The 15,576-nt window shown below is 62.9% G+C and carries 23 protein-coding genes; 18 read left to right on the forward strand and 5 right to left on the reverse strand.

Annotated elements, in window-relative coordinates:
* Positions 1 to 26 precede the first annotated feature (26 nt).
* The 5 genes from AC1Q5P_RS20465 to AC1Q5P_RS20485 all read left to right on the forward strand — a co-directional run bounded on the left by AC1Q5P_RS20465 (position 27) and on the right by AC1Q5P_RS20485 (position 2,449).
* On the forward strand, positions 27 to 668 hold the full coding sequence (locus tag AC1Q5P_RS20465; protein WP_481135812.1) for a hypothetical protein: 642 nt from the start codon (positions 27 to 29) through the stop codon (positions 666 to 668).
* Positions 669 to 679: 11 nt separating this feature from the next.
* The gene (locus AC1Q5P_RS20470) at positions 680 to 1,303 is read left to right on the forward strand and encodes a DUF6927 domain-containing protein (RefSeq protein WP_492519906.1); all 624 of its coding nucleotides are present in this window, start codon (positions 680 to 682) and stop codon (positions 1,301 to 1,303) included.
* Positions 1,304 to 1,317: 14 nt separating this feature from the next.
* Positions 1,318 to 1,518, forward strand: a complete 201-nt coding sequence (locus AC1Q5P_RS20475) for a hypothetical protein (protein ID WP_039330691.1) — start codon at positions 1,318 to 1,320, stop codon at positions 1,516 to 1,518.
* 81 nt (positions 1,519 to 1,599) lie between these two features.
* Positions 1,600 to 1,950 carry an antitoxin Xre/MbcA/ParS toxin-binding domain-containing protein gene (locus AC1Q5P_RS20480; RefSeq protein WP_022675518.1) on the forward strand — a complete coding sequence of 117 codons (351 nt, stop codon included), beginning with the start codon at positions 1,600 to 1,602 and terminating at the stop codon, positions 1,948 to 1,950.
* Between the two features lie 4 nt (positions 1,951 to 1,954).
* Complete coding sequence (locus tag AC1Q5P_RS20485) at positions 1,955 to 2,449, forward strand: RES family NAD+ phosphorylase (RefSeq protein ID WP_481135816.1); 495 nt, start codon at positions 1,955 to 1,957, stop codon at positions 2,447 to 2,449.
* Positions 2,450 to 2,482: 33 nt separating this feature from the next.
* Here the strand turns inward: AC1Q5P_RS20485 and AC1Q5P_RS20490 are convergent, their stop codons facing one another.
* The gene (locus tag AC1Q5P_RS20490; RefSeq protein ID WP_481135817.1) at positions 2,483 to 2,980 is read right to left on the reverse strand and encodes a hypothetical protein; all 498 of its coding nucleotides are present in this window, start codon (positions 2,978 to 2,980) and stop codon (positions 2,483 to 2,485) included.
* A gap of 65 nt (positions 2,981 to 3,045) precedes the next feature.
* Here AC1Q5P_RS20490 and AC1Q5P_RS20495 point away from each other — a divergent pair, with 65 nt between their 5' ends.
* The 9 genes from AC1Q5P_RS20495 to AC1Q5P_RS20535 all read left to right on the forward strand — a co-directional run bounded on the left by AC1Q5P_RS20495 (position 3,046) and on the right by AC1Q5P_RS20535 (position 10,141).
* Positions 3,046 to 4,332: a DUF8535 domain-containing protein gene (locus tag AC1Q5P_RS20495; protein WP_481135818.1), complete on the forward strand. Its 1,287-nt coding sequence runs from the start codon at positions 3,046 to 3,048 to the stop codon at positions 4,330 to 4,332.
* A 47-nt stretch (positions 4,333 to 4,379) separates the two neighbouring features.
* On the forward strand, positions 4,380 to 5,015 hold the full coding sequence (locus AC1Q5P_RS20500; protein WP_481135819.1) for a DUF7007 domain-containing protein: 636 nt from the start codon (positions 4,380 to 4,382) through the stop codon (positions 5,013 to 5,015).
* Positions 5,016 to 5,117: 102 nt separating this feature from the next.
* Entirely contained in the window at positions 5,118 to 6,791 is a 1,674-nt protein-coding gene (locus AC1Q5P_RS20505; RefSeq protein ID WP_481135820.1) for an ATP-binding protein, read from the forward strand.
* A 59-nt stretch (positions 6,792 to 6,850) separates the two neighbouring features.
* Positions 6,851 to 7,222: a DUF3768 domain-containing protein gene (locus AC1Q5P_RS20510; protein WP_072384179.1), complete on the forward strand. Its 372-nt coding sequence runs from the start codon at positions 6,851 to 6,853 to the stop codon at positions 7,220 to 7,222.
* 72 nt (positions 7,223 to 7,294) lie between these two features.
* Positions 7,295 to 7,645, forward strand: a complete 351-nt coding sequence (locus tag AC1Q5P_RS20515; protein ID WP_481135821.1) for a hypothetical protein — start codon at positions 7,295 to 7,297, stop codon at positions 7,643 to 7,645.
* A gap of 149 nt (positions 7,646 to 7,794) precedes the next feature.
* On the forward strand, positions 7,795 to 8,349 hold the full coding sequence (locus tag AC1Q5P_RS20520; protein WP_481135822.1) for a DUF736 domain-containing protein: 555 nt from the start codon (positions 7,795 to 7,797) through the stop codon (positions 8,347 to 8,349).
* A gap of 184 nt (positions 8,350 to 8,533) precedes the next feature.
* Positions 8,534 to 9,049 carry a hypothetical protein gene (locus AC1Q5P_RS20525; protein ID WP_217373626.1) on the forward strand — a complete coding sequence of 172 codons (516 nt, stop codon included), beginning with the start codon at positions 8,534 to 8,536 and terminating at the stop codon, positions 9,047 to 9,049.
* A complete protein-coding gene (locus AC1Q5P_RS20530) occupies positions 9,043 to 9,399 on the forward strand; it encodes a hypothetical protein (protein WP_481135823.1) in 357 nt (118 codons plus the stop codon). Before AC1Q5P_RS20525 ends, AC1Q5P_RS20530 begins: the two co-directional genes overlap by 7 nt.
* Before the next feature lie 406 nt (positions 9,400 to 9,805).
* A complete protein-coding gene (locus AC1Q5P_RS20535) occupies positions 9,806 to 10,141 on the forward strand; it encodes a single-stranded DNA-binding protein (RefSeq protein ID WP_022675505.1) in 336 nt (111 codons plus the stop codon).
* Positions 10,142 to 10,177: 36 nt separating this feature from the next.
* On the opposite strand, the gene AC1Q5P_RS20540 is transcribed toward AC1Q5P_RS20535, so the two are convergent.
* Both AC1Q5P_RS20540 and AC1Q5P_RS20545 read right to left on the reverse strand, forming a co-directional pair.
* Positions 10,178 to 10,414 carry a hypothetical protein gene (locus AC1Q5P_RS20540; protein ID WP_371422079.1) on the reverse strand — a complete coding sequence of 79 codons (237 nt, stop codon included), beginning with the start codon at positions 10,412 to 10,414 and terminating at the stop codon, positions 10,178 to 10,180.
* Positions 10,415 to 10,718: 304 nt separating this feature from the next.
* On the reverse strand, positions 10,719 to 12,017 hold the full coding sequence (locus AC1Q5P_RS20545; protein ID WP_481135824.1) for a DUF5623 domain-containing protein: 1,299 nt from the start codon (positions 12,015 to 12,017) through the stop codon (positions 10,719 to 10,721).
* Positions 12,018 to 12,082: 65 nt separating this feature from the next.
* Between AC1Q5P_RS20545 and AC1Q5P_RS20550 the strand changes: the two genes are divergently transcribed.
* The 3 genes from AC1Q5P_RS20550 (at position 12,083) to AC1Q5P_RS20560 (ending at position 14,520) form a co-directional block, all read left to right on the forward strand.
* Positions 12,083 to 12,373, forward strand: coding sequence for a hypothetical protein (locus AC1Q5P_RS20550; RefSeq protein WP_481135825.1), 291 nt, complete (start codon positions 12,083 to 12,085; stop codon positions 12,371 to 12,373).
* A gap of 339 nt (positions 12,374 to 12,712) precedes the next feature.
* Complete coding sequence (locus AC1Q5P_RS20555; protein WP_481135826.1) at positions 12,713 to 13,705, forward strand: DUF2493 domain-containing protein; 993 nt, start codon at positions 12,713 to 12,715, stop codon at positions 13,703 to 13,705.
* Positions 13,706 to 13,815: 110 nt separating this feature from the next.
* Positions 13,816 to 14,520 carry a hypothetical protein gene (locus tag AC1Q5P_RS20560; RefSeq protein WP_492519907.1) on the forward strand — a complete coding sequence of 235 codons (705 nt, stop codon included), beginning with the start codon at positions 13,816 to 13,818 and terminating at the stop codon, positions 14,518 to 14,520.
* Between the two features lie 232 nt (positions 14,521 to 14,752).
* On the opposite strand, the gene AC1Q5P_RS20565 is transcribed toward AC1Q5P_RS20560, so the two are convergent.
* The gene (locus AC1Q5P_RS20565) at positions 14,753 to 14,926 is read right to left on the reverse strand and encodes a hypothetical protein (RefSeq protein WP_156135669.1); all 174 of its coding nucleotides are present in this window, start codon (positions 14,924 to 14,926) and stop codon (positions 14,753 to 14,755) included.
* 37 nt (positions 14,927 to 14,963) lie between these two features.
* On the opposite strand from AC1Q5P_RS20565, the gene AC1Q5P_RS20570 reads away from it, so the two are divergent.
* A complete protein-coding gene (locus AC1Q5P_RS20570; protein ID WP_022675498.1) occupies positions 14,964 to 15,218 on the forward strand; it encodes a hypothetical protein in 255 nt (84 codons plus the stop codon).
* 52 nt (positions 15,219 to 15,270) lie between these two features.
* On the opposite strand, the gene AC1Q5P_RS20575 is transcribed toward AC1Q5P_RS20570, so the two are convergent.
* Positions 15,271 to 15,489, reverse strand: coding sequence for a hypothetical protein (locus AC1Q5P_RS20575; RefSeq protein WP_148291652.1), 219 nt, complete (start codon positions 15,487 to 15,489; stop codon positions 15,271 to 15,273).
* Between the last annotated feature and the right edge of the window lie 87 nt (positions 15,490 to 15,576).

The following is a 15,576-nucleotide window of genomic DNA, read 5'->3' on the forward strand; positions in this document are numbered from 1 at the left end:
TGCACTTGCAATGGAAAGGAAGCCTCATGTCCTGCGACATCGATTATCGTTACCGCCGCGCGCTCGAGCCCGATGGGCTGACGACGTTCGAGACCGCGCTGCGAGCATTGAACGAGGCCGTCGATGATGTGCGCCTCGCAGGCCGGCAGGTCGCCTCCTGTCCCGCAGTTCTGCTCCTCACCCGCCACCTTCAGCGCATTGCCGACGGAAGGCCGACAACCTGTGAGGCCGAAGATCAGATCTTGCGCGCGCAGTGCATCGAGCGTCTCGGCGAGCTCAAACACCGACCGGCGATCATAGCGCTGGTCAAGCGCGGGATCGACTATCGTCCCGAAGAACTGCGCCACTACCGGCGCGAAGGTACGCGCGCGCTGCGCCAGATCGCCGCCGGGATCGGGCTCGATCATTCCGCCTACCGTATCAGCTACTACACCTCGCAGGAGGCCCTCGCCGGTGAGCACGTGCTCGAAGCAGACGGTGTCTACATCCGCATCAGCCCCGAGCGGTTCGGCGAACCGGGTCTCGCCTGGCGGAACCCGTTCTGGAAGCCCCCCGGCGCGGTCATGCGCAAGGCTCCGATCACCGCGCTTGCCGACATTCCGGCACTCACGGCGCGGATAGCCCGCGAACTGCAAATCGCACCTCCGGCTCAGCCGGGGCTCATCTGAAGGACACGCACATGGGCTGGCTCTACATGCACCGCACAGGGATGGGAGGGCATGAAACGCCCAAGGCCTATCTCGACGATCAGCTGACCTACGAACACGCGGCCAGCGAAGATGCTCCGTTCCGGGGGTGCCGGGTCCTCAAGAGCGTTTTCACCGGCAGCACCTACTATGCAGCCGTCGAGCGCTACGGTGAAGACCGCGAGAGGCTCTTTGTGACGGCGGTTATCTGCCTGGTCCGCTGGAACCCGAAGGCGGCCGATGGCCTGATCTTCGGGTACAAGGACATGGATGAGCAATCCGGCCCCGTCGAGGCGAATTGCCCGCGAAGCATCCTGGAACTGCTCACCTCATCCTCGCACCCCTATGCCCTGGACTGGCGCAACCGGTGTTACGCCATGCTGCGTCTCAAGGAGCGAAAGGTTGCCGATGGCGACATCCTGCGGCTTCCCGAACCGCTGCGCTTTACTGACGGCAGCGAACACCGCGAGTTCCGGGTCAGCAAGCGCGGGAGCAAGATCGAGCTGCGGACACCCGATGGCTTCGGGGCCTATCGTATCACCCGGCTGATGGAGCGGCGCTTCGAGATCATTCGTCCCGCCCGAAGGATCAAGACCTTCTTCCCGATAGCCCAGTAGCGAGGGCCTCTTCCATGACTTCTGCCAGTCTCGATCCGCGCCGCCGTGTCCTTTGCGGGCGGGCCAATGCCGAGCGCGTCGCCATCCGGATGAGCGCGAAAACCGGGAAGAGCCACGCTGTGGTCAGAACCGGCAACACGCTCCAGCCCTTCTGTGTCATGCCGACGGGAGAAAACCCACCCGGTGCGATCGAACTGCAAGTTGTCGTCCTGTGACGAACTCGGCGCCAGCCCTATGGCAGCTTGAAAGCCACGCAGAATGACGCTATATCGCGTCATAATTCATGGAGCTTTGCAATGGCGATTCAGAACTATGCGGACAATGGCGCGTTTGCTCCGCGCAAAATCGTCGATGCGCTGCGCACCACCAGCGACGAACTGGCGCGCTCGCTGGGTCTCGGCAAGGACGCGATCCAGCGCAAGGACCGGATTGCCTCCGATCGTACCCAGCGCCGCCTTCGGCAGATGGTCGAAGTGCTCAACAAGGTCGAACCGCGGTTCGGTTCAGCCTTGCTGGCCTATGCCTGGTACCGCTCTGAGCCGCTGCCGGGCTTTTCGGGCCAGACCGCAATGCAGCTTGTGCAGAACAACCGGGCCGATGATGTGCTGACCTATATCGACGCCGTCGACGCCGGCATTCACGCCTAGCCTCATGCACTTCACCGGGCTGCTCTACCGCGCCCACAATCCGGTCTGGTCCCGCGAACCCCTCTCAGGGGAGGGGGCGGCCCGGTTTGGCGGACGGTTCAATCGCATCGGGCGCAGCGCGCTCTATACTTCCCTCGCCCCAGAGACCGCGCTGCGCGAGGCCAATCAGGTCGGCACGTTGCAGCCGACCACCCTGGTTGCCTATCAGGCCGACATCGGGCCCTTGCTGGATGGCCGCGACGCGGCCGCGCTCCAACCGTTCGGCATGGCGCCAGCGGAGCTCGGCGACGCATCCTGGCGGGACCGGATGCTCTCAGGAAAGCCCGTGCCGACGCAGGATCTCGCCGAGGCTGCAATTGCGCAAGGCTATGTCGGCATTGTCGTGCCGAGCTACGCCCGCGGTGCTCCCGCCGACGCTCTCAACCTTGTCCTGTGGCACTGGGAAGGGCGCATCACGCTCGTAGATGACGACGACCGGGTTGGCCTGCGCAATCCCTGATTCTGCCGGTGAGGCCGGCAAGCTGATGCCTGCCTAGTCCTCGATCCGGCCGCCAAGCGACGGATCGAGATACCACGAAGGTCCCTCGACGAAGTCGGCCGAGCGTGCTGGAACGGGCCCGTCGGGCTCACTTGCGACATAAGGATTGACCTGCGGTGCAGGCCTCTCGCCGGAGCGAAGGAGCATCCCCGACATTTCGCAGCGAGGGCGCAGGAGTTCGAGCAGCCATTCGAGATCATCCAGCATCTGGACGATGCCGCGCCCCGCCAGCGTGTAGTAGAGACACCGCTGATAATCGTCGCACTGGCACGAAAGCACCTGCGTCAGCTTGCTCTTGGCACCGGGTGTGCCCTGGAAAACCCCCTGCAGCGCTTCGTAGAGTTCGCGCGCCGAATAGTAGGCATCGAACGCCTCGACGCCAATCGAGGCGTTGGCGAGCGAGCGCCGCGTTGGCGTTGCCAGAGGGTCAAGCGATGCATCGCGCAACGTCAGATCGAGGTCGAATTGGCCGAGATCGAATACCTTGTTCATAAGACAGAATTCCTCTATGTGACGAACATAGAGTGAACAAAAGGGGCGGTCAAGAGCGTCGGACCATGTGGTTGGTGGCCAAGGACACCACAGGTAGCACCGGGCGCGTCGCCATTGGCGACGGTCTGCGGGCAGCCTTGGTCCGCTGGTACACGGGCCATGGCGACGAAGCCGATCACCGGGCCTGCGTCTCCCTCGTCGTGACAGCGCGCGAGAATCACAAATGGCTCGCCTGCGATTGTCTGGGCGAGGTCACCGCGCCGCCGCTGCTGAGCCCGGCCTACCTGAGCTTTCAGGAAACCTATTACCTGCGGCGGCTGACTTCGAGGCCGATGCATGCGCCGGCGTGTCCATTTTTCCTGCCCCAGGCACCGCCGCGCATCCGCGAGACAGCAAGGGATTCGCTCTACGCGCTCGATGTTCCAGATGGCCTGTTCAACGCGCACCAGAAGGCGCCGGAGAAACTCGCCCAGAAACCGGACCACAGTGAGCCAGACGACCGGTCGCGCGGTGTTGCAATCCCGCGCCTCGGCAAACTGCTGTGGCTGCTGCTCGAGCGGGCGGGTTCCAACGTGCTGCGCGAGCTTCCGCCAGCAGGGCCACGGGAGGGCTCGATAAGCCAGGAGATGCGTTTCCTGCGCCGGGCTGCGCAAGGTCTCGAGATTGCGCCCGGGGTTCCGCTCTCGGCCCATCTCTACACGAACGCCATCGATTACGAAAAGCGGCGGGTTCACGCCCGGCTGCGCGCTGCGGCCGAGAGATGGCCTCATGAATTCGCGCCCCAGGCGTTTCTTCTGCTCGAGGCCAATGCGGTCACTTCCACCGAGATCGTCACCGGTCTCGGCACGATCTCGGTCCGAAACCGCATCCAGCACACCGGGATTATCCGCGCCGAAGTTGAGCCGCCGTTCCTTGTGCTAGCCGTCGTCGGCGAGCACAGCAGGAAGGAGGGCTATGTCGCGCTGCGCGCCTACGCTCAGCCTGTCTTGAGCGGCAACCAGTTCGTGCCGACAGAGCGAGACCACGACCGAGACGTTTTGCGGGCGCTCCAAGACGCGCAGTATATCCTGCGACGCCGGGACATCCGGATGGCGGTGAAGAAGATCCTCTTCGATCTGCCATTTGCGGACGTCTCCGTAAGGCCGGATTTCCTGATCGCCCTTCTCGACGACAACACCGGGCAGGAATGCCGCTTTGCGCTGCAAATCCTCCAGTCGTCCGACGAGGATTATCTCGCCCTCAGGGCAATCGAGCGGACTCGTCTTTCGCAGCTTGGACCGGTGGCGGCCCTCGCTCTTCGAGACGTCACGCCCGAGATCGTTGCCCGGACCGCTCTCGGGATCCTGAGCTGAAGAAGAGGGGGAGGGTCTGAGCGAACCTGCAACAGGAGAGTTCGCTCATGGCATGTTTTTCCCCATCACCGCGTCCCTCCACTTCCATCTGGGGCGCCGTCCAGCAGGCCGATCAGCTGGCCCCCGGCATATGGTCAGTTATGACCGCCAGCCACGGCGGTATCATTCTGTCCGATCAGAGACAGGCCGCCATGCCAGCGGAGCTGCAAATCGAAAGCGGGGCTTACGAAGAAGATTGCGATTGGGGGCTTCCGATCCTCGCCTTCACCAGCGAGCTTGAAGGACAGGGCTCCTGCTCTGCGGGCTTCCTGCAGCTTGCCCGCGATACTACCCGATGTTGGCACCCGGACCGCTTCAGCGCCTTCACCGGCGAGGCCATAGAGGAGAATTCCTCTGCGATCCTGCGGACGCGCAAGGCCTATATGGCCGCGATCGGCGAATTCTGCGTGACCAGCGCCTGGGGCGATTGGGCCGAGTGGGTGCCGGAAGGCAAAGTCGGCGTGATTGCCCGGCAAGTCGAGCGCGTCGATCACCTTGGCCGCCCAACCTATGGCGAGGCCGAGGTCTGCGCGCTCATCGCCAAGGACCTCTACGCCGCGCGCGGCGAGGTTACGGCGCTGCGTGAAACGGCGCACGACATCATCCCGATTCCTGAAGCTCTGCGACCCAAGCGCGTTGGCTGAAGAGCAGGCCAAGGCAGCCGGGCTCCGGCCAGGCATCAATCCGCTGTTCTGAAGGGAAGGGGGAGGGGAAGGGCGAAACAGTGCGATGAAGGACCCCTTGTCATGAACCCGACAGTTATTCGACCCAGCGTCAGCCCGAAGACGATCACCAAAGTCACGCGCCTCTTCAATGGCACCATCGGCGATATCCTCGGCGAGCTCCTCCAGAACAGTCGCCGCGCGGGCGCTTCCCGGATCGATATCGCCTGCTGCGCGGATCAGGACGCAGCGCGCCTGACCCTTGTCGATGATGGAACCGGAGTCGCCCATCCGCAGACCATGATTGCGCTGGGGGATTCGGGCTGGAGCCAGCACATCCATGAGGCCGAAGACCCGGCAGGCATGGGTGTCTTCAGCCTGGCGGGCAAGGAAACCCGGATCAGCTCGCGTCATACCGATGCCGATATCGGATGGTCGGTCCATGTCCCAGCGGATGGCTGGACCGGTGCGCAGGACATTGCCGTGCAGCCCCTTGCTCGCCCCGTCGGGACGACAATCAGCTTCCTGATGCCCGGCGTGAGCGAGCAGACCACCGAGCGGATTCTGCGCGAGGTCGCGAAGTTCTACCCGCTGCCGGTGTTCTTCAATGGCACGGAAATGCCACGCGAGGACTTTCTCGCCAAAGCAATCTACATCGCCGAGTGGAACGGCAGCCAGATCGGCGTGTTCGAAGGGCGCGAATACCACCAGGACCCCACCACGAACTTCCATGGCATGGTGCTCACCCGCAAGCTTGCCAGCGTCTCGGAGAGCCTTGGCGGCAAGACATACCATGCCCGGCTCGATATCGGGGCCACCCCGGGCCTTGCCCTTGTGCTCCCGGCGCGTAAGGAATTCGTCGAGAACGCTGCCTTTGCGGCGCTGCAGGCAGCGTGCAAGCGCACGATCTATGCCGCGCTGGCGCACAGAGGCCAGCACCGGCTTTCCTTCGAGAACTGGAAGGAAGCGCGCGATCTGGGGGTCGCGCTGCCGGAGGCCGACCCCTGCCTGCCCCGCTGGCATGCGGCCATCGCGGAGAGCGACAACGTCAATGTCGAGTATGAGGAAATCGCAGCAGGTGCGGACACGATCCTTGTCGCGCATCTTGAGCCCGATATTGCCCAGGGACTGGAGCGCGCGCTGCGCGACCACCCCTTGCGCCCGCACCTCGTCGAGAACCATCCCGCATACGCTGGCTATGGCTGGTACGACGCGCTGCATCAGCTCGGCAACGTGCGCTTCTATGTTGTAGCCGGAGAGCGCGACCACGTCATCGCCGAAAACGGCAGCTTCCCCCCGCTCGATGACCATGTTCGTGCCGAGACGATCGAGCTGAGGTTCTGCGTCTTCCACCGCGCCAGCGAAACGCAGCGCGAGGAACGGATCTCGGCAGATGTCGCCTTCGTCGTCGGCGAGGATGGCTGGTACAGCGGCATCGACCAGATCCGCATTGCCTATGTTCCGGGTCCGGCGCTGACTCCTGAAACGCTGGTCGATCTGATCGAGAACGTCTGTTTCTGCGCGAACGACGACAGCGAGGCCGACTCCTGGGACACCCAGCACGAGCACTTCTTGCGCGATGCGCGCGAGCTCGCGGCCCGGGTGCTGCTCGGCGAGGACGAGGCCATTGCGGCGCGTATCCGCGACACGCTTGCCGGCATCCTCTGGGTCATTCCCAAGGACCGGCAGGTTGCCATTACCGTTGCTGCCGGGACCGCGATCGATGTTCAGCTTTCCGCTTTTCAACCTGCGGGCTGAGGCCCGCGAGGCCGTCCGGTTGTCCGCTCGTCGTCTCTTGGATCAGGAGGAGACCTCCAATGCATGACACATCTGACCTCACTTGCGCGCGGCAACGCACCGAGCGCATTGCGCTGCTCAATGATGCCGCGCGCCAGGGCCGTGACCGAACGGCCCGCATCGTCATGACCTCCGGGTTGCTTGCAGAATTCGGCGGCGACACCGTGGCACAAAGCATGATGGTTCAGGCTCGGTTGATGGCCGCTCTGCGCCATTGCACCTTCGCCCCGGATTCGCCCGAGCGAGACTTTGCAAGCATGGATGTCGATGGCATCAAGGTGCTGATGAAAGTCGATTATTACGACACCGAACTGGCATTTGGGTCCGAGGATCCGGCCAATCCAGCGATGACACGGCGCGTCATCACGCTGATGCGGCCAGCGGACTACTGATGAGTTCAGGGGCTGACATGTCAGTGCGCCGCGGGGCATCGGCCCAGTTAAGGGTGAGGAGGTAACGAGCGCATGAGCAGGCACAAAGTACCGCTTCGTGACGGGATTGCAGCGGCAAGTGCCTATGTCGGATGGGACCGACCGCTTCAGACCTATTTCGCGCAGGTTCTGAGCCTCCCTGACGAAGACGGGGAGGAAATCGAACTCGTATGGGTCGGAACCGCTTTCGGCGAGCTGCCCCGCGCGGTTGACGCAATCCGCACGCTCGAGCCCTATTGCCATATCGAGGCAAGTCTTGCCGCACAGCTCGAGATCGACAGGATGGCCTGCCTCGCCACGCGCGATGGACCCAATCAGCTGGAAGCCAAGGCGTTCATGGCGCGCCTCAACCAGATCAAGGACGGGTCCGAGCCCGAAGCTTAGGTCGGTACAGACCGCGCTTGGCTCGAAGCAGGGCTGGTTCAGCTCCAATCCAACTATCGAGACTCCTCAGCCCTCCGGGCTGGACAGGATGACGCGCGCCTGCGGTGGCTGGCGCACGGGCCGGGCCAGGGGCCCGGAGGAGAGGGGGGATGGGAGAAGGTGTTCCGGACAAGGGGTTCGGACCGCATCAGGAGAACTTCGACATGAACATCGGCACCCTCAAGGCCAACGCAGAAGGCGTTCACATCGGCCGCATCACCACCCTCACCTTCAGCGCGACTGTCGCCCTGCGGGCCTTCGAATCCACCAACGAGCGGGCACCCAAGTTCGACCTCATGGCGCTCTCTGCGGACCGCCGCAGCTGGGTCAAGATCGGCGCGCTCTGGGAATACTCGTCGAACGAGACCGGCGAGTGCTTCCTCTCGGGCCAGATCGACGATCCCAGCCTCTCGGCGCCGATCCCGGTCGCCATGTTCCAGCAGAACGACGGCAGCTACAACGTCGCCTGGCGGCGTTCGAAGCCCAAGGCCTCGCTCGACGGCTTCGGCAGCGAGAGCGAAGGCGCCCTGCCGCCGCTGACTGCCACCGGCGACGAACCGGCCAGCGACCGCGGCGTTGACAGCGCCGCTGCCACCGGCGACGGTCTGGGCGAGAGCACTGCTCCGGCACCCAAGGGCAAGACGCGCGCGAGCGTCGACGCCTGACCGGCACAAGCCCCCCGTGACCGGTGCCGCGACCCGCGCCGGTCACATCGGGAAGGCCCGTCCGCACATTTGTCGCGGGCGGGCCTTTTCTTTTGCCCGGTGCTTGCAAGCCGAGCCGACCTTCAGCGGGAACTCTGCCTGCGAGAGAGAAGGGGGAGGTGCCGTTCAAGCAAAGGAGGCTTGAATGGCACACACGAACTGGACTCTCGATCTTGGCGGGGCTCCGTGGAACGAAGACTGCGCGCAGATCGGCCACACCCCGAACTTCGACCTTGTGAATACGGCGGAAGCCACGCTCTACAGGGCTGCACTGATCGCGGTTGCCGGGCCTCCGCCCGCCGGAATCAATCTGCGGATCAAGGCTAACGCCCATGATTTCGGGACCTACCGGACGGTCGAGGCGAGCATCGACAATGACCAGAATGACGGCAGCCATGCCTGCTATCTCGAGACCCTCGAGACCGGCATCGCCTTCTGGCATCAGGCCGGGTTTGCACCGCCTGAATTCGGCAAGCTGACGGCGAGCGATCAGCTTGCGGGTTTCGTCGTGGATGCTGTCGCAAGCGCGCTGCGGATCACACGGCCGAGCAGCACCGGCGCATTCTTCCCGGCGTCCTCCGGGCCGCTCCACCGGAACCTTACCGCAGCCTTTCCGGAGGCCGCACAGCGCGCCTTCTCGGAAGGGGACGTGGCATGCTGACCGATAGTGAACGCTTCGCCTTCAGCGCCTGGCGAATCCATGCGTTCGGCTCGACGGGCAATGCCTATGACGCCGTTCAGATCGACGAGAGCATCGCTGCCGGTGACACCCTGCTTGTTCCCGACGAGAAGGTCGTGGGCGTCGCCATGACCTGGCCCTTTGCGGTCACCCGCGAGAACGGGAAACTGCATAAGCTTAGCCAGCCCCGGGCCGGTGAGAGCAGTGCCGAGGTCGACCGCGCGCTCGGTGTGCCCGCAGGCTCAGTTGCCCAAGCCTGTCGTCTGGCCAGACTTCTGGGCTTTGCCCTCGATGATGGTCTCTCTTGCACCGTGCCGGATGCTGGTGGCTGACGGCTGTGAAGATCGTCGGTTTAGGGTTCGGCGGACCGGCCAGTGCTGTTACCTTCGGCCTTGGTACCGGAAAACCAGTATCGCGCACGTCCAACTCTGGAACCGTGTAGCCAATGCCGCGCGGCTTGTGATCAGGCAGGTCAGAGCCGATCGGGATTGATGTTCAGGCTATTGCGGAGCCCTCGCTGCCAACAGCACGTCCGCCGACCAGTGCCCATGCCTCTTTGGTCGAGCTTAGGGCCAACCTGCAGAAATGCGAGCCGTGTTGCCCGGCAAGCCGGGCTGCCCGCACCACCTCGATTTCCGAGGTTCCCCGCGCGCGGAAGCGCGCGGTGTCCCAGCTCTCCCGCCGAGGCTCGACAAGGGCACCGGCGGACGAGCCGTCGGCACCAAGGAGGCTCTTGCAATGAACATCGTCAACCTCGTCGGCCGTCTCGCCAAGGATCCCGTTGCCCGCGACCGCAGCGACACCCGCATCACCGAACTGATCCTCGTGACCGAACGTCCGGTTATCCGCGACGGCAAGGTCCAGAAGGATCCGGAAACCGGCTACCCGGTCAAGGATGCCGAATTCCACAAGATCACCGTCTTCAACGGCCTCGGGCTCCCGCTGCGCCAGCACAAGGCCAAGGGTGACCAGCTCGCCGTGACGGGCCGCATCCACTACTCGCGCTGGCAGGACGCCGAAGGCAACGACCGCTATGGCTGCGAGATCATCGCCGAGAACGTCGAGTTCATCTGACCGGCAGGGCGGCGCGCAGGCGTCGCCCGAGCCCTTTCACGGGGGGGACAGCTGGACACCGGTGGCGTCCAGCTTCGTCCCGCGGTGACCGCAGCTGCAGCGCAAGTGCCGCGCGACGATCTCCAGCTTCATCGGGATGGATTTGGCAAAACATCGGTCTCGCAGTTTGGCGGCCGGAACGATCACAATGCGGTGGCAGCCGAGACATTCTACCTGCGCGTTAAGGCCATGGCGAACCAGATCGGCCAGGGTATCGAGACGTTTGCTGCTCATGGCTGCTTTAGAACATTATAAGAACTTAGGGTGTCAAGGATGACAGGGGGCGGGCAGGAAAAATACGAGCAGGTGCTTGCCGTCCCCCTGGCCTTCGGCCGGGATCGCGCTCTACTCCGCCAACCGCCCTTGGCGCCGGGACTTCGTCCGGCAGCCAACGACGGTCCGGCTCCACCGAGTCCCTTTCAGGGTCTCGGCCCATACGGGTGACGATCGCTGACGGGTTGGGTCGCGGCGCGCTTGTCCGCGGCAAATGCCGCCGTTTCGGCACGCGCGGACCCAACCCTGTCTGGCGGCGGCGCTCTCAGGCTTTTCGTCCTGCGCCCGATCGCGTGATTTTCAAGGCGGTGTCGATTCTTCCGGTAAGCTTCCGCAGAGGAGCGCATTGGGGATAGGCGCCTTCGAGAAGCCCCTTCAGCTCGATCAGGAGGCTTTCCACACCGCTACGCGAGTTGGCACGGCTGAACAGCGGATCGTCTGAAGACATGTCGCCATAATAGAGGTCGATGGGGTCATCCAGGGCGCTCAGTTGTTGATGCGGCACGTCGGCGTAGAGCCAATCGACGAGTACGCGCATGAGCTTGTCGACGCGCCAGTTCACCGCTCCGGGCTTGCTGTTCGATTGCAAGATCGCACGCAGCAAACGTCCTGCTAGCTGATGCTGAACCAGCGTCATGCTGCCATTCGGCTTGCGATCGTAGCCGATCATGTCGCGGTGATAGGGGAGCGTTTGCCGGGAAGGACGCGCAACGATGGTGCCCTTTGCCTTTGCACGGCGCTTGTCTTGCGGCGTTGCCGCTTGCGGCGAGATAAAGACGTCGTGATTGGGCATCGATGACCCGGCCCAGTGCTCTGGTGTTTCTGGAGCAGGCAGTGCGTTGATGGTCCTCACCAAGGCATGGAAATCGAAGTCCTCAGTACGCTTGGAAGCGACGAAGAGGGTGCAGCGATACGGAAAGTAGAGACCAGGCCAGTCTGCAGCGACGAGATCCCAATCATTTCGCTTTGCCCACGCTGCCCGTTCATCGCTCACGCTCGGTCCGGAATAGGGCTCGTCGATGAGTATGAACTGTCCGCTGGTCGGCAGCTTCCAATAGCTGGAATGGTCGTTGCCGGGCAATTCCTCATCGAGATCAGCCATGGCGCGGCTAGCTTCGAGGTAGTCGCAAGGACGTAGACCGGTCATTTCCATGAACCGCAGAGCTCGCGCTGCCTTGCACAAGCTGTCGCGAACATACTCGCGTGTTGGCCCGACCATGTCTTTCACGAGATGGTCGGATGCAGCCACGCGCATGGATGCGAGACCGCCGACAAGCTTGAGCTCGGCTTTCGAAACCAGTTCCAAGAGCGGCCGCGATAGGGTGACGGGCAGAGATTCACGACCCCGCTCGAACGTCTCCTGGTCTTCCCAGTAACCGGTCAGGAATACTTGGAACGACTTGTCGCACATCCTAGTGCGCGCGTGCTCGTAGTTCTCAAAACCTGCACTTTGCGCGGCTGAGTTGAGGGCCTGTCGGTAGGGAATGCCATCTCGCTTTTTGCGCTGGTTCGCGAGGCGTTTGATATTGGCCAGACTGGACGGCCGCACGTTAGCAATCGACATGATTGTTCTCCGCGGCTTGAAATGTAGCGTCGCCCGTCAACCACCAGCACTCAAGCCCGAACAACATGCTGCAAGGGATCGTGAGATATCGCGGCAGTGCTGATCGACAGCTTGGCTTGGAGACGGGCGTCATGCTCCTGCCGGGAGCGCTTTATCTTTTATACGATCAGGCGAATCGTGACAACAGTCGCTGGGCCGACTTCAAGTTGAAAAGTCCGGCGAAACTGCATCCCTCTCGGGATCATCTCATACGAAGCGCGCAGCCAGTTAGCGCAATCAAGCAGCGCTGGCTGCTCAGGCCGATCGGCTTTGCCACCACATCCGCGCACAATGGAATGGCGGTGTTCCCGCTGTAACCCCTGCGCAGGGCCGAAGGGGCGGCCCGGCGCGGCGCCGAGGCGCCTGACCGGTCCTGCCTTCGTCTCTTGCTCGGGGGCGGGAACGTCTCTTCCACACACAGGAACACCTGCCGAAACATATCGGTCTCCGGCGCTCGTCAAGGATCGCGGTTCCCCCAATTTTCCACACACGTGCCTGCTGCGCTGCGCTTGCGGCAAGTGCGCAGAAAATCGGCACCCCCACGCCCGCCATGGCGGCGGCGAGCATGGCTCGCCGTCCCTGACTGCACGCCTCCCAACCGATGGGTTGTCGGCCGTTCCCGATGTGGGGACGATTTCAACAATCGGAGGCTACCCATGCAGAAATTCAACAGCTTCGCTGATCTCGCCAATGCGCGCATCGAACTCGCCGACAGCCGTGACGGTATCGTCGAATCCTACGACGGTGCCTTTGTCGAGCACAGCGATCTTGCCAAGCTGAGCATCATCGATGAACCGATCGCAGCTGAAATGCCCGATCCCGACATGGCGCGCCGCGCCGTGGAGATGGCTATCGGAACGATCTTCGATGTCCTCAAAGACACGCGCATGGAGGAGTTCGCGCAGCAACTTGCCTGGGGGATGGTCAACTCGTTTCACATGACCGCCCGTCTGGCCGAGGGGCGCGAAGATGATGCCGCCAAGAAGCTGGGTGAGCTCGCTCGTCACTTTGATCCTTCGGAGATCTACGCCGTGGAACTCGAGGAGACACAAGCGCTCTGCCAGACCCTGCAAGGATGCCGAGAAGCCCTCGAGGCAATGCGGGACCATGCTGCCGACGTCTACCGGGTCGAAACAGGCCGGGTATTCACAGCCACGCGCGGGTCGCAGGTCAGCAAGAATGGTGTGACCGCCTCGCAGGTCCAGGCACAGGATTACCTTGCCGCTCGGGCGAGAGATCGGCGGGCACAGTTCCAGCCCGATGGTCCGCTAGTGATCGTCTCTGGCGGCCAGCAGGACTGGCATGATTTCGAGATGATCTGGGAGATCCTCGATGACATCAAGGCCCGCATCCCAACGATGGTTCTGGGGACGACCGGAATGCGCAAGGGTGTCGATGCCATGGCAAATGCATGGGCACAGCGGAACGGGGTGCAAACCATCCTCTTCATGCCCGATCGTCGTCACGGCAACCGTGCCCCGTTCTTGCGCAATGAGAACATCGTGAAGCTGGGGCCGGTCGAGGCGATTGTCGGCGAAGGTTCCGGCATCCAGTCCAACTTGGCACAGCGCCTCCGCCAGGCGGGAGTGCCGCTCCACATCCGGCGCATCAGTGATCAGCGCAAGCCAGGCTCACGCAGCCTCGCATGAGCGCTTTATGGAAGGCTCCGGCTCTGACCGGGGCCTTCCATTCTTCTTTCGTGCGAGCACGGGCTCAGGGGGCATCGAACCCCCTTGCCCGTCATGGAGGAAGCCCGCTGGTGCCTGATGCTAAGCGCCGATTGGAACATGCAAAAGGGCGGCCCGAGATCGGTGGGAATGGCCCCGCTCAGTATCCGGTCCTCACCCCTAAAAGAGGAGGGGGAAAGCAAGATGGCGAGCAGCAGCAGGAGGCAAAGATGCTCGTCACTTTCAGGGTCAAGGACAAGACAACTCGGCTCCATTCTGAACCTGCGGAAATCTCCGCGCTCGAGCTCGCAAGCTTGATGCGGCGGCTGCACGCGGGCCATGCCGACATCGAAACCGAGAGCCACGAATTCTCGGCTGCACCGCTCAACTTCGAAGTCAACGCGAACTCTCTTTCCCTCGCAAGCTTTGCCCCCTGCTTTGACTGGCGAGCCGAGGTAATTGCGATTGTCGAGGAGGCGCAGTTTCTTGGGCGAACGCTGCGTGTCCACTGCCCCGGCGGACCCTCCCCGATCACCATCATGGTCTCCGAGTATATCGCCCTTGCGCGCGACATCCTGCTGCCATCAGAACTTGCCGCCAAGGTCGTGCGGGCACTGGGGCAGGGCGATGGTTCAGAGGGGGAAATCCCGCTGGATGCGCTACGTGTCCTGCTTAGCGATCACCATACCGCTGAGGCCTTTCGAACTGCCCAGATCGAGACCGTCTTCGAAAGCCTGTCGGTCCTTGCATACACCGATTGCGGCGAACAGTTTCCAACAATGGAATGGGCGTCCTGAGCGCGTTCTCAGGTGAAGCACTGCTCATCCGCTGAATGGCAATCTTGCTCCCGTCTCTGAATACACAGCGCTAACCAGTTTCAGGTCGATCGACGAACAGCCTCCCGTTCGTTCGGCAAGGGAAAAGGGTGCCCGGCCTCAAGCCGTGGTGCCCTTTTCTCATGCCATGGGACTAGCGCTCTGCGCGAGGGTGGCAACGCTCCCAAGGCGCGGTTTAAATCCGACTTCAGCCTCATGCCAATGGCCCGTCCACCACCATCGCCATGAGCACTCCGGACATGCCCGGGTCAACCACAAACAGGCCGACCGGGAAGTCCGCAAGCGGACTTCCGCACCACTCGACCAGTTTGCGGTCAAGCCTCCGCTTCGCTCCGGTGACCCGAGCACATCCGGAGCGCTGCTTCATGGCATGGCGGACGAGCCGCCAATGGCAGGAGGCAACGATGTGCTACACCGCAGAAGCCTATGAAGCTGACACCGCCACGATCCGTCAGATCGATACCGACATCATCGCACTCGATGAGAAGATCATGCAGGCAGAACGGCGCTCCTATCACACCTTCTTCGATGTGCACGTGGTCCGGGTCGGAGACGGCTCATATCTGCTGATCGAGGAAGGGGACTATGGTGAGCTTCCGCTGCATCTGATCGACGACATCGTCTACACCGCAGCCGGGAAGATGGACGACGAATACTGAGCCTCACGGGTGCGGCAATCCGCACCCAAACGCCCCTGTTCTTACGCCCGTCTCACGCCAGCTTTGCCAGAGCATCAACCGCTGCTTTGGGCTTCACTTTCACGGCGAGCTCGAGGAGCTGGATTGCACGATCCTGCCCCACCTTTCGCACCAGCCTGGCCAGCTGCTTTTCCGCCTCTTCCTGTTCGAGTTCCGCGAGCTTCTTCTTCCGCTCTGCCAGCTCCTTTTCAGCGGCTTCCAAAGCAGCGCGCTCGCGTTCAACCTTTGACACCATAAGGCCTTGTAGCGCGACATCGTCGGTGACTGGTCAGCGACATTGATGGTGATGTGTCAGCGGTGACGTTGGGGATAGTGTCAC

Source organism: Novosphingobium sp. GW835-FHT14H07 (assembly GCF_058793515.1).

What these genes read in the sequence shown, in the direction of transcription:
- AC1Q5P_RS20540 (WP_371422079.1), bottom strand. Translation starts at nt 10,414, where the DNA reads ATGAGCAGCAAACGTCTCGATACCCTGGCCGATCTGGTTCGCCATGGC.
- AC1Q5P_RS20485 (WP_481135816.1), top strand. Translation starts at nt 1,955, where the DNA reads ATGCACTTCACCGGGCTGCTCTACCGCGCCCACAATCCGGTCTGGTCC.
- AC1Q5P_RS20490 (WP_481135817.1), bottom strand. Translation starts at nt 2,980, where the DNA reads ATGAACAAGGTATTCGATCTCGGCCAATTCGACCTCGATCTGACGTTG.
- AC1Q5P_RS20505 (WP_481135820.1), top strand. Translation starts at nt 5,118, where the DNA reads ATGAACCCGACAGTTATTCGACCCAGCGTCAGCCCGAAGACGATCACC.
- AC1Q5P_RS20565 (WP_156135669.1), bottom strand. Translation starts at nt 14,926, where the DNA reads ATGAAGCAGCGCTCCGGATGTGCTCGGGTCACCGGAGCGAAGCGGAGG.
- AC1Q5P_RS20510 (WP_072384179.1), top strand. Translation starts at nt 6,851, where the DNA reads ATGCATGACACATCTGACCTCACTTGCGCGCGGCAACGCACCGAGCGC.
- AC1Q5P_RS20495 (WP_481135818.1), top strand. Translation starts at nt 3,046, where the DNA reads ATGTGGTTGGTGGCCAAGGACACCACAGGTAGCACCGGGCGCGTCGCC.
- AC1Q5P_RS20545 (WP_481135824.1), bottom strand. Translation starts at nt 12,017, where the DNA reads ATGTCGATTGCTAACGTGCGGCCGTCCAGTCTGGCCAATATCAAACGC.
- AC1Q5P_RS20530 (WP_481135823.1), top strand. Translation starts at nt 9,043, where the DNA reads ATGCTGACCGATAGTGAACGCTTCGCCTTCAGCGCCTGGCGAATCCAT.
- AC1Q5P_RS20470 (WP_492519906.1), top strand. Translation starts at nt 680, where the DNA reads ATGGGCTGGCTCTACATGCACCGCACAGGGATGGGAGGGCATGAAACG.
- AC1Q5P_RS20475 (WP_039330691.1), top strand. Translation starts at nt 1,318, where the DNA reads ATGACTTCTGCCAGTCTCGATCCGCGCCGCCGTGTCCTTTGCGGGCGG.
- AC1Q5P_RS20520 (WP_481135822.1), top strand. Translation starts at nt 7,795, where the DNA reads ATGGGAGAAGGTGTTCCGGACAAGGGGTTCGGACCGCATCAGGAGAAC.
- AC1Q5P_RS20480 (WP_022675518.1), top strand. Translation starts at nt 1,600, where the DNA reads ATGGCGATTCAGAACTATGCGGACAATGGCGCGTTTGCTCCGCGCAAA.
- AC1Q5P_RS20500 (WP_481135819.1), top strand. Translation starts at nt 4,380, where the DNA reads ATGGCATGTTTTTCCCCATCACCGCGTCCCTCCACTTCCATCTGGGGC.
- AC1Q5P_RS20550 (WP_481135825.1), top strand. Translation starts at nt 12,083, where the DNA reads ATGCTGCAAGGGATCGTGAGATATCGCGGCAGTGCTGATCGACAGCTT.
- AC1Q5P_RS20515 (WP_481135821.1), top strand. Translation starts at nt 7,295, where the DNA reads ATGAGCAGGCACAAAGTACCGCTTCGTGACGGGATTGCAGCGGCAAGT.
- AC1Q5P_RS20535 (WP_022675505.1), top strand. Translation starts at nt 9,806, where the DNA reads ATGAACATCGTCAACCTCGTCGGCCGTCTCGCCAAGGATCCCGTTGCC.
- AC1Q5P_RS20555 (WP_481135826.1), top strand. Translation starts at nt 12,713, where the DNA reads ATGCAGAAATTCAACAGCTTCGCTGATCTCGCCAATGCGCGCATCGAA.
- AC1Q5P_RS20465 (WP_481135812.1), top strand. Translation starts at nt 27, where the DNA reads ATGTCCTGCGACATCGATTATCGTTACCGCCGCGCGCTCGAGCCCGAT.
- AC1Q5P_RS20570 (WP_022675498.1), top strand. Translation starts at nt 14,964, where the DNA reads ATGTGCTACACCGCAGAAGCCTATGAAGCTGACACCGCCACGATCCGT.
- AC1Q5P_RS20525 (WP_217373626.1), top strand. Translation starts at nt 8,534, where the DNA reads ATGGCACACACGAACTGGACTCTCGATCTTGGCGGGGCTCCGTGGAAC.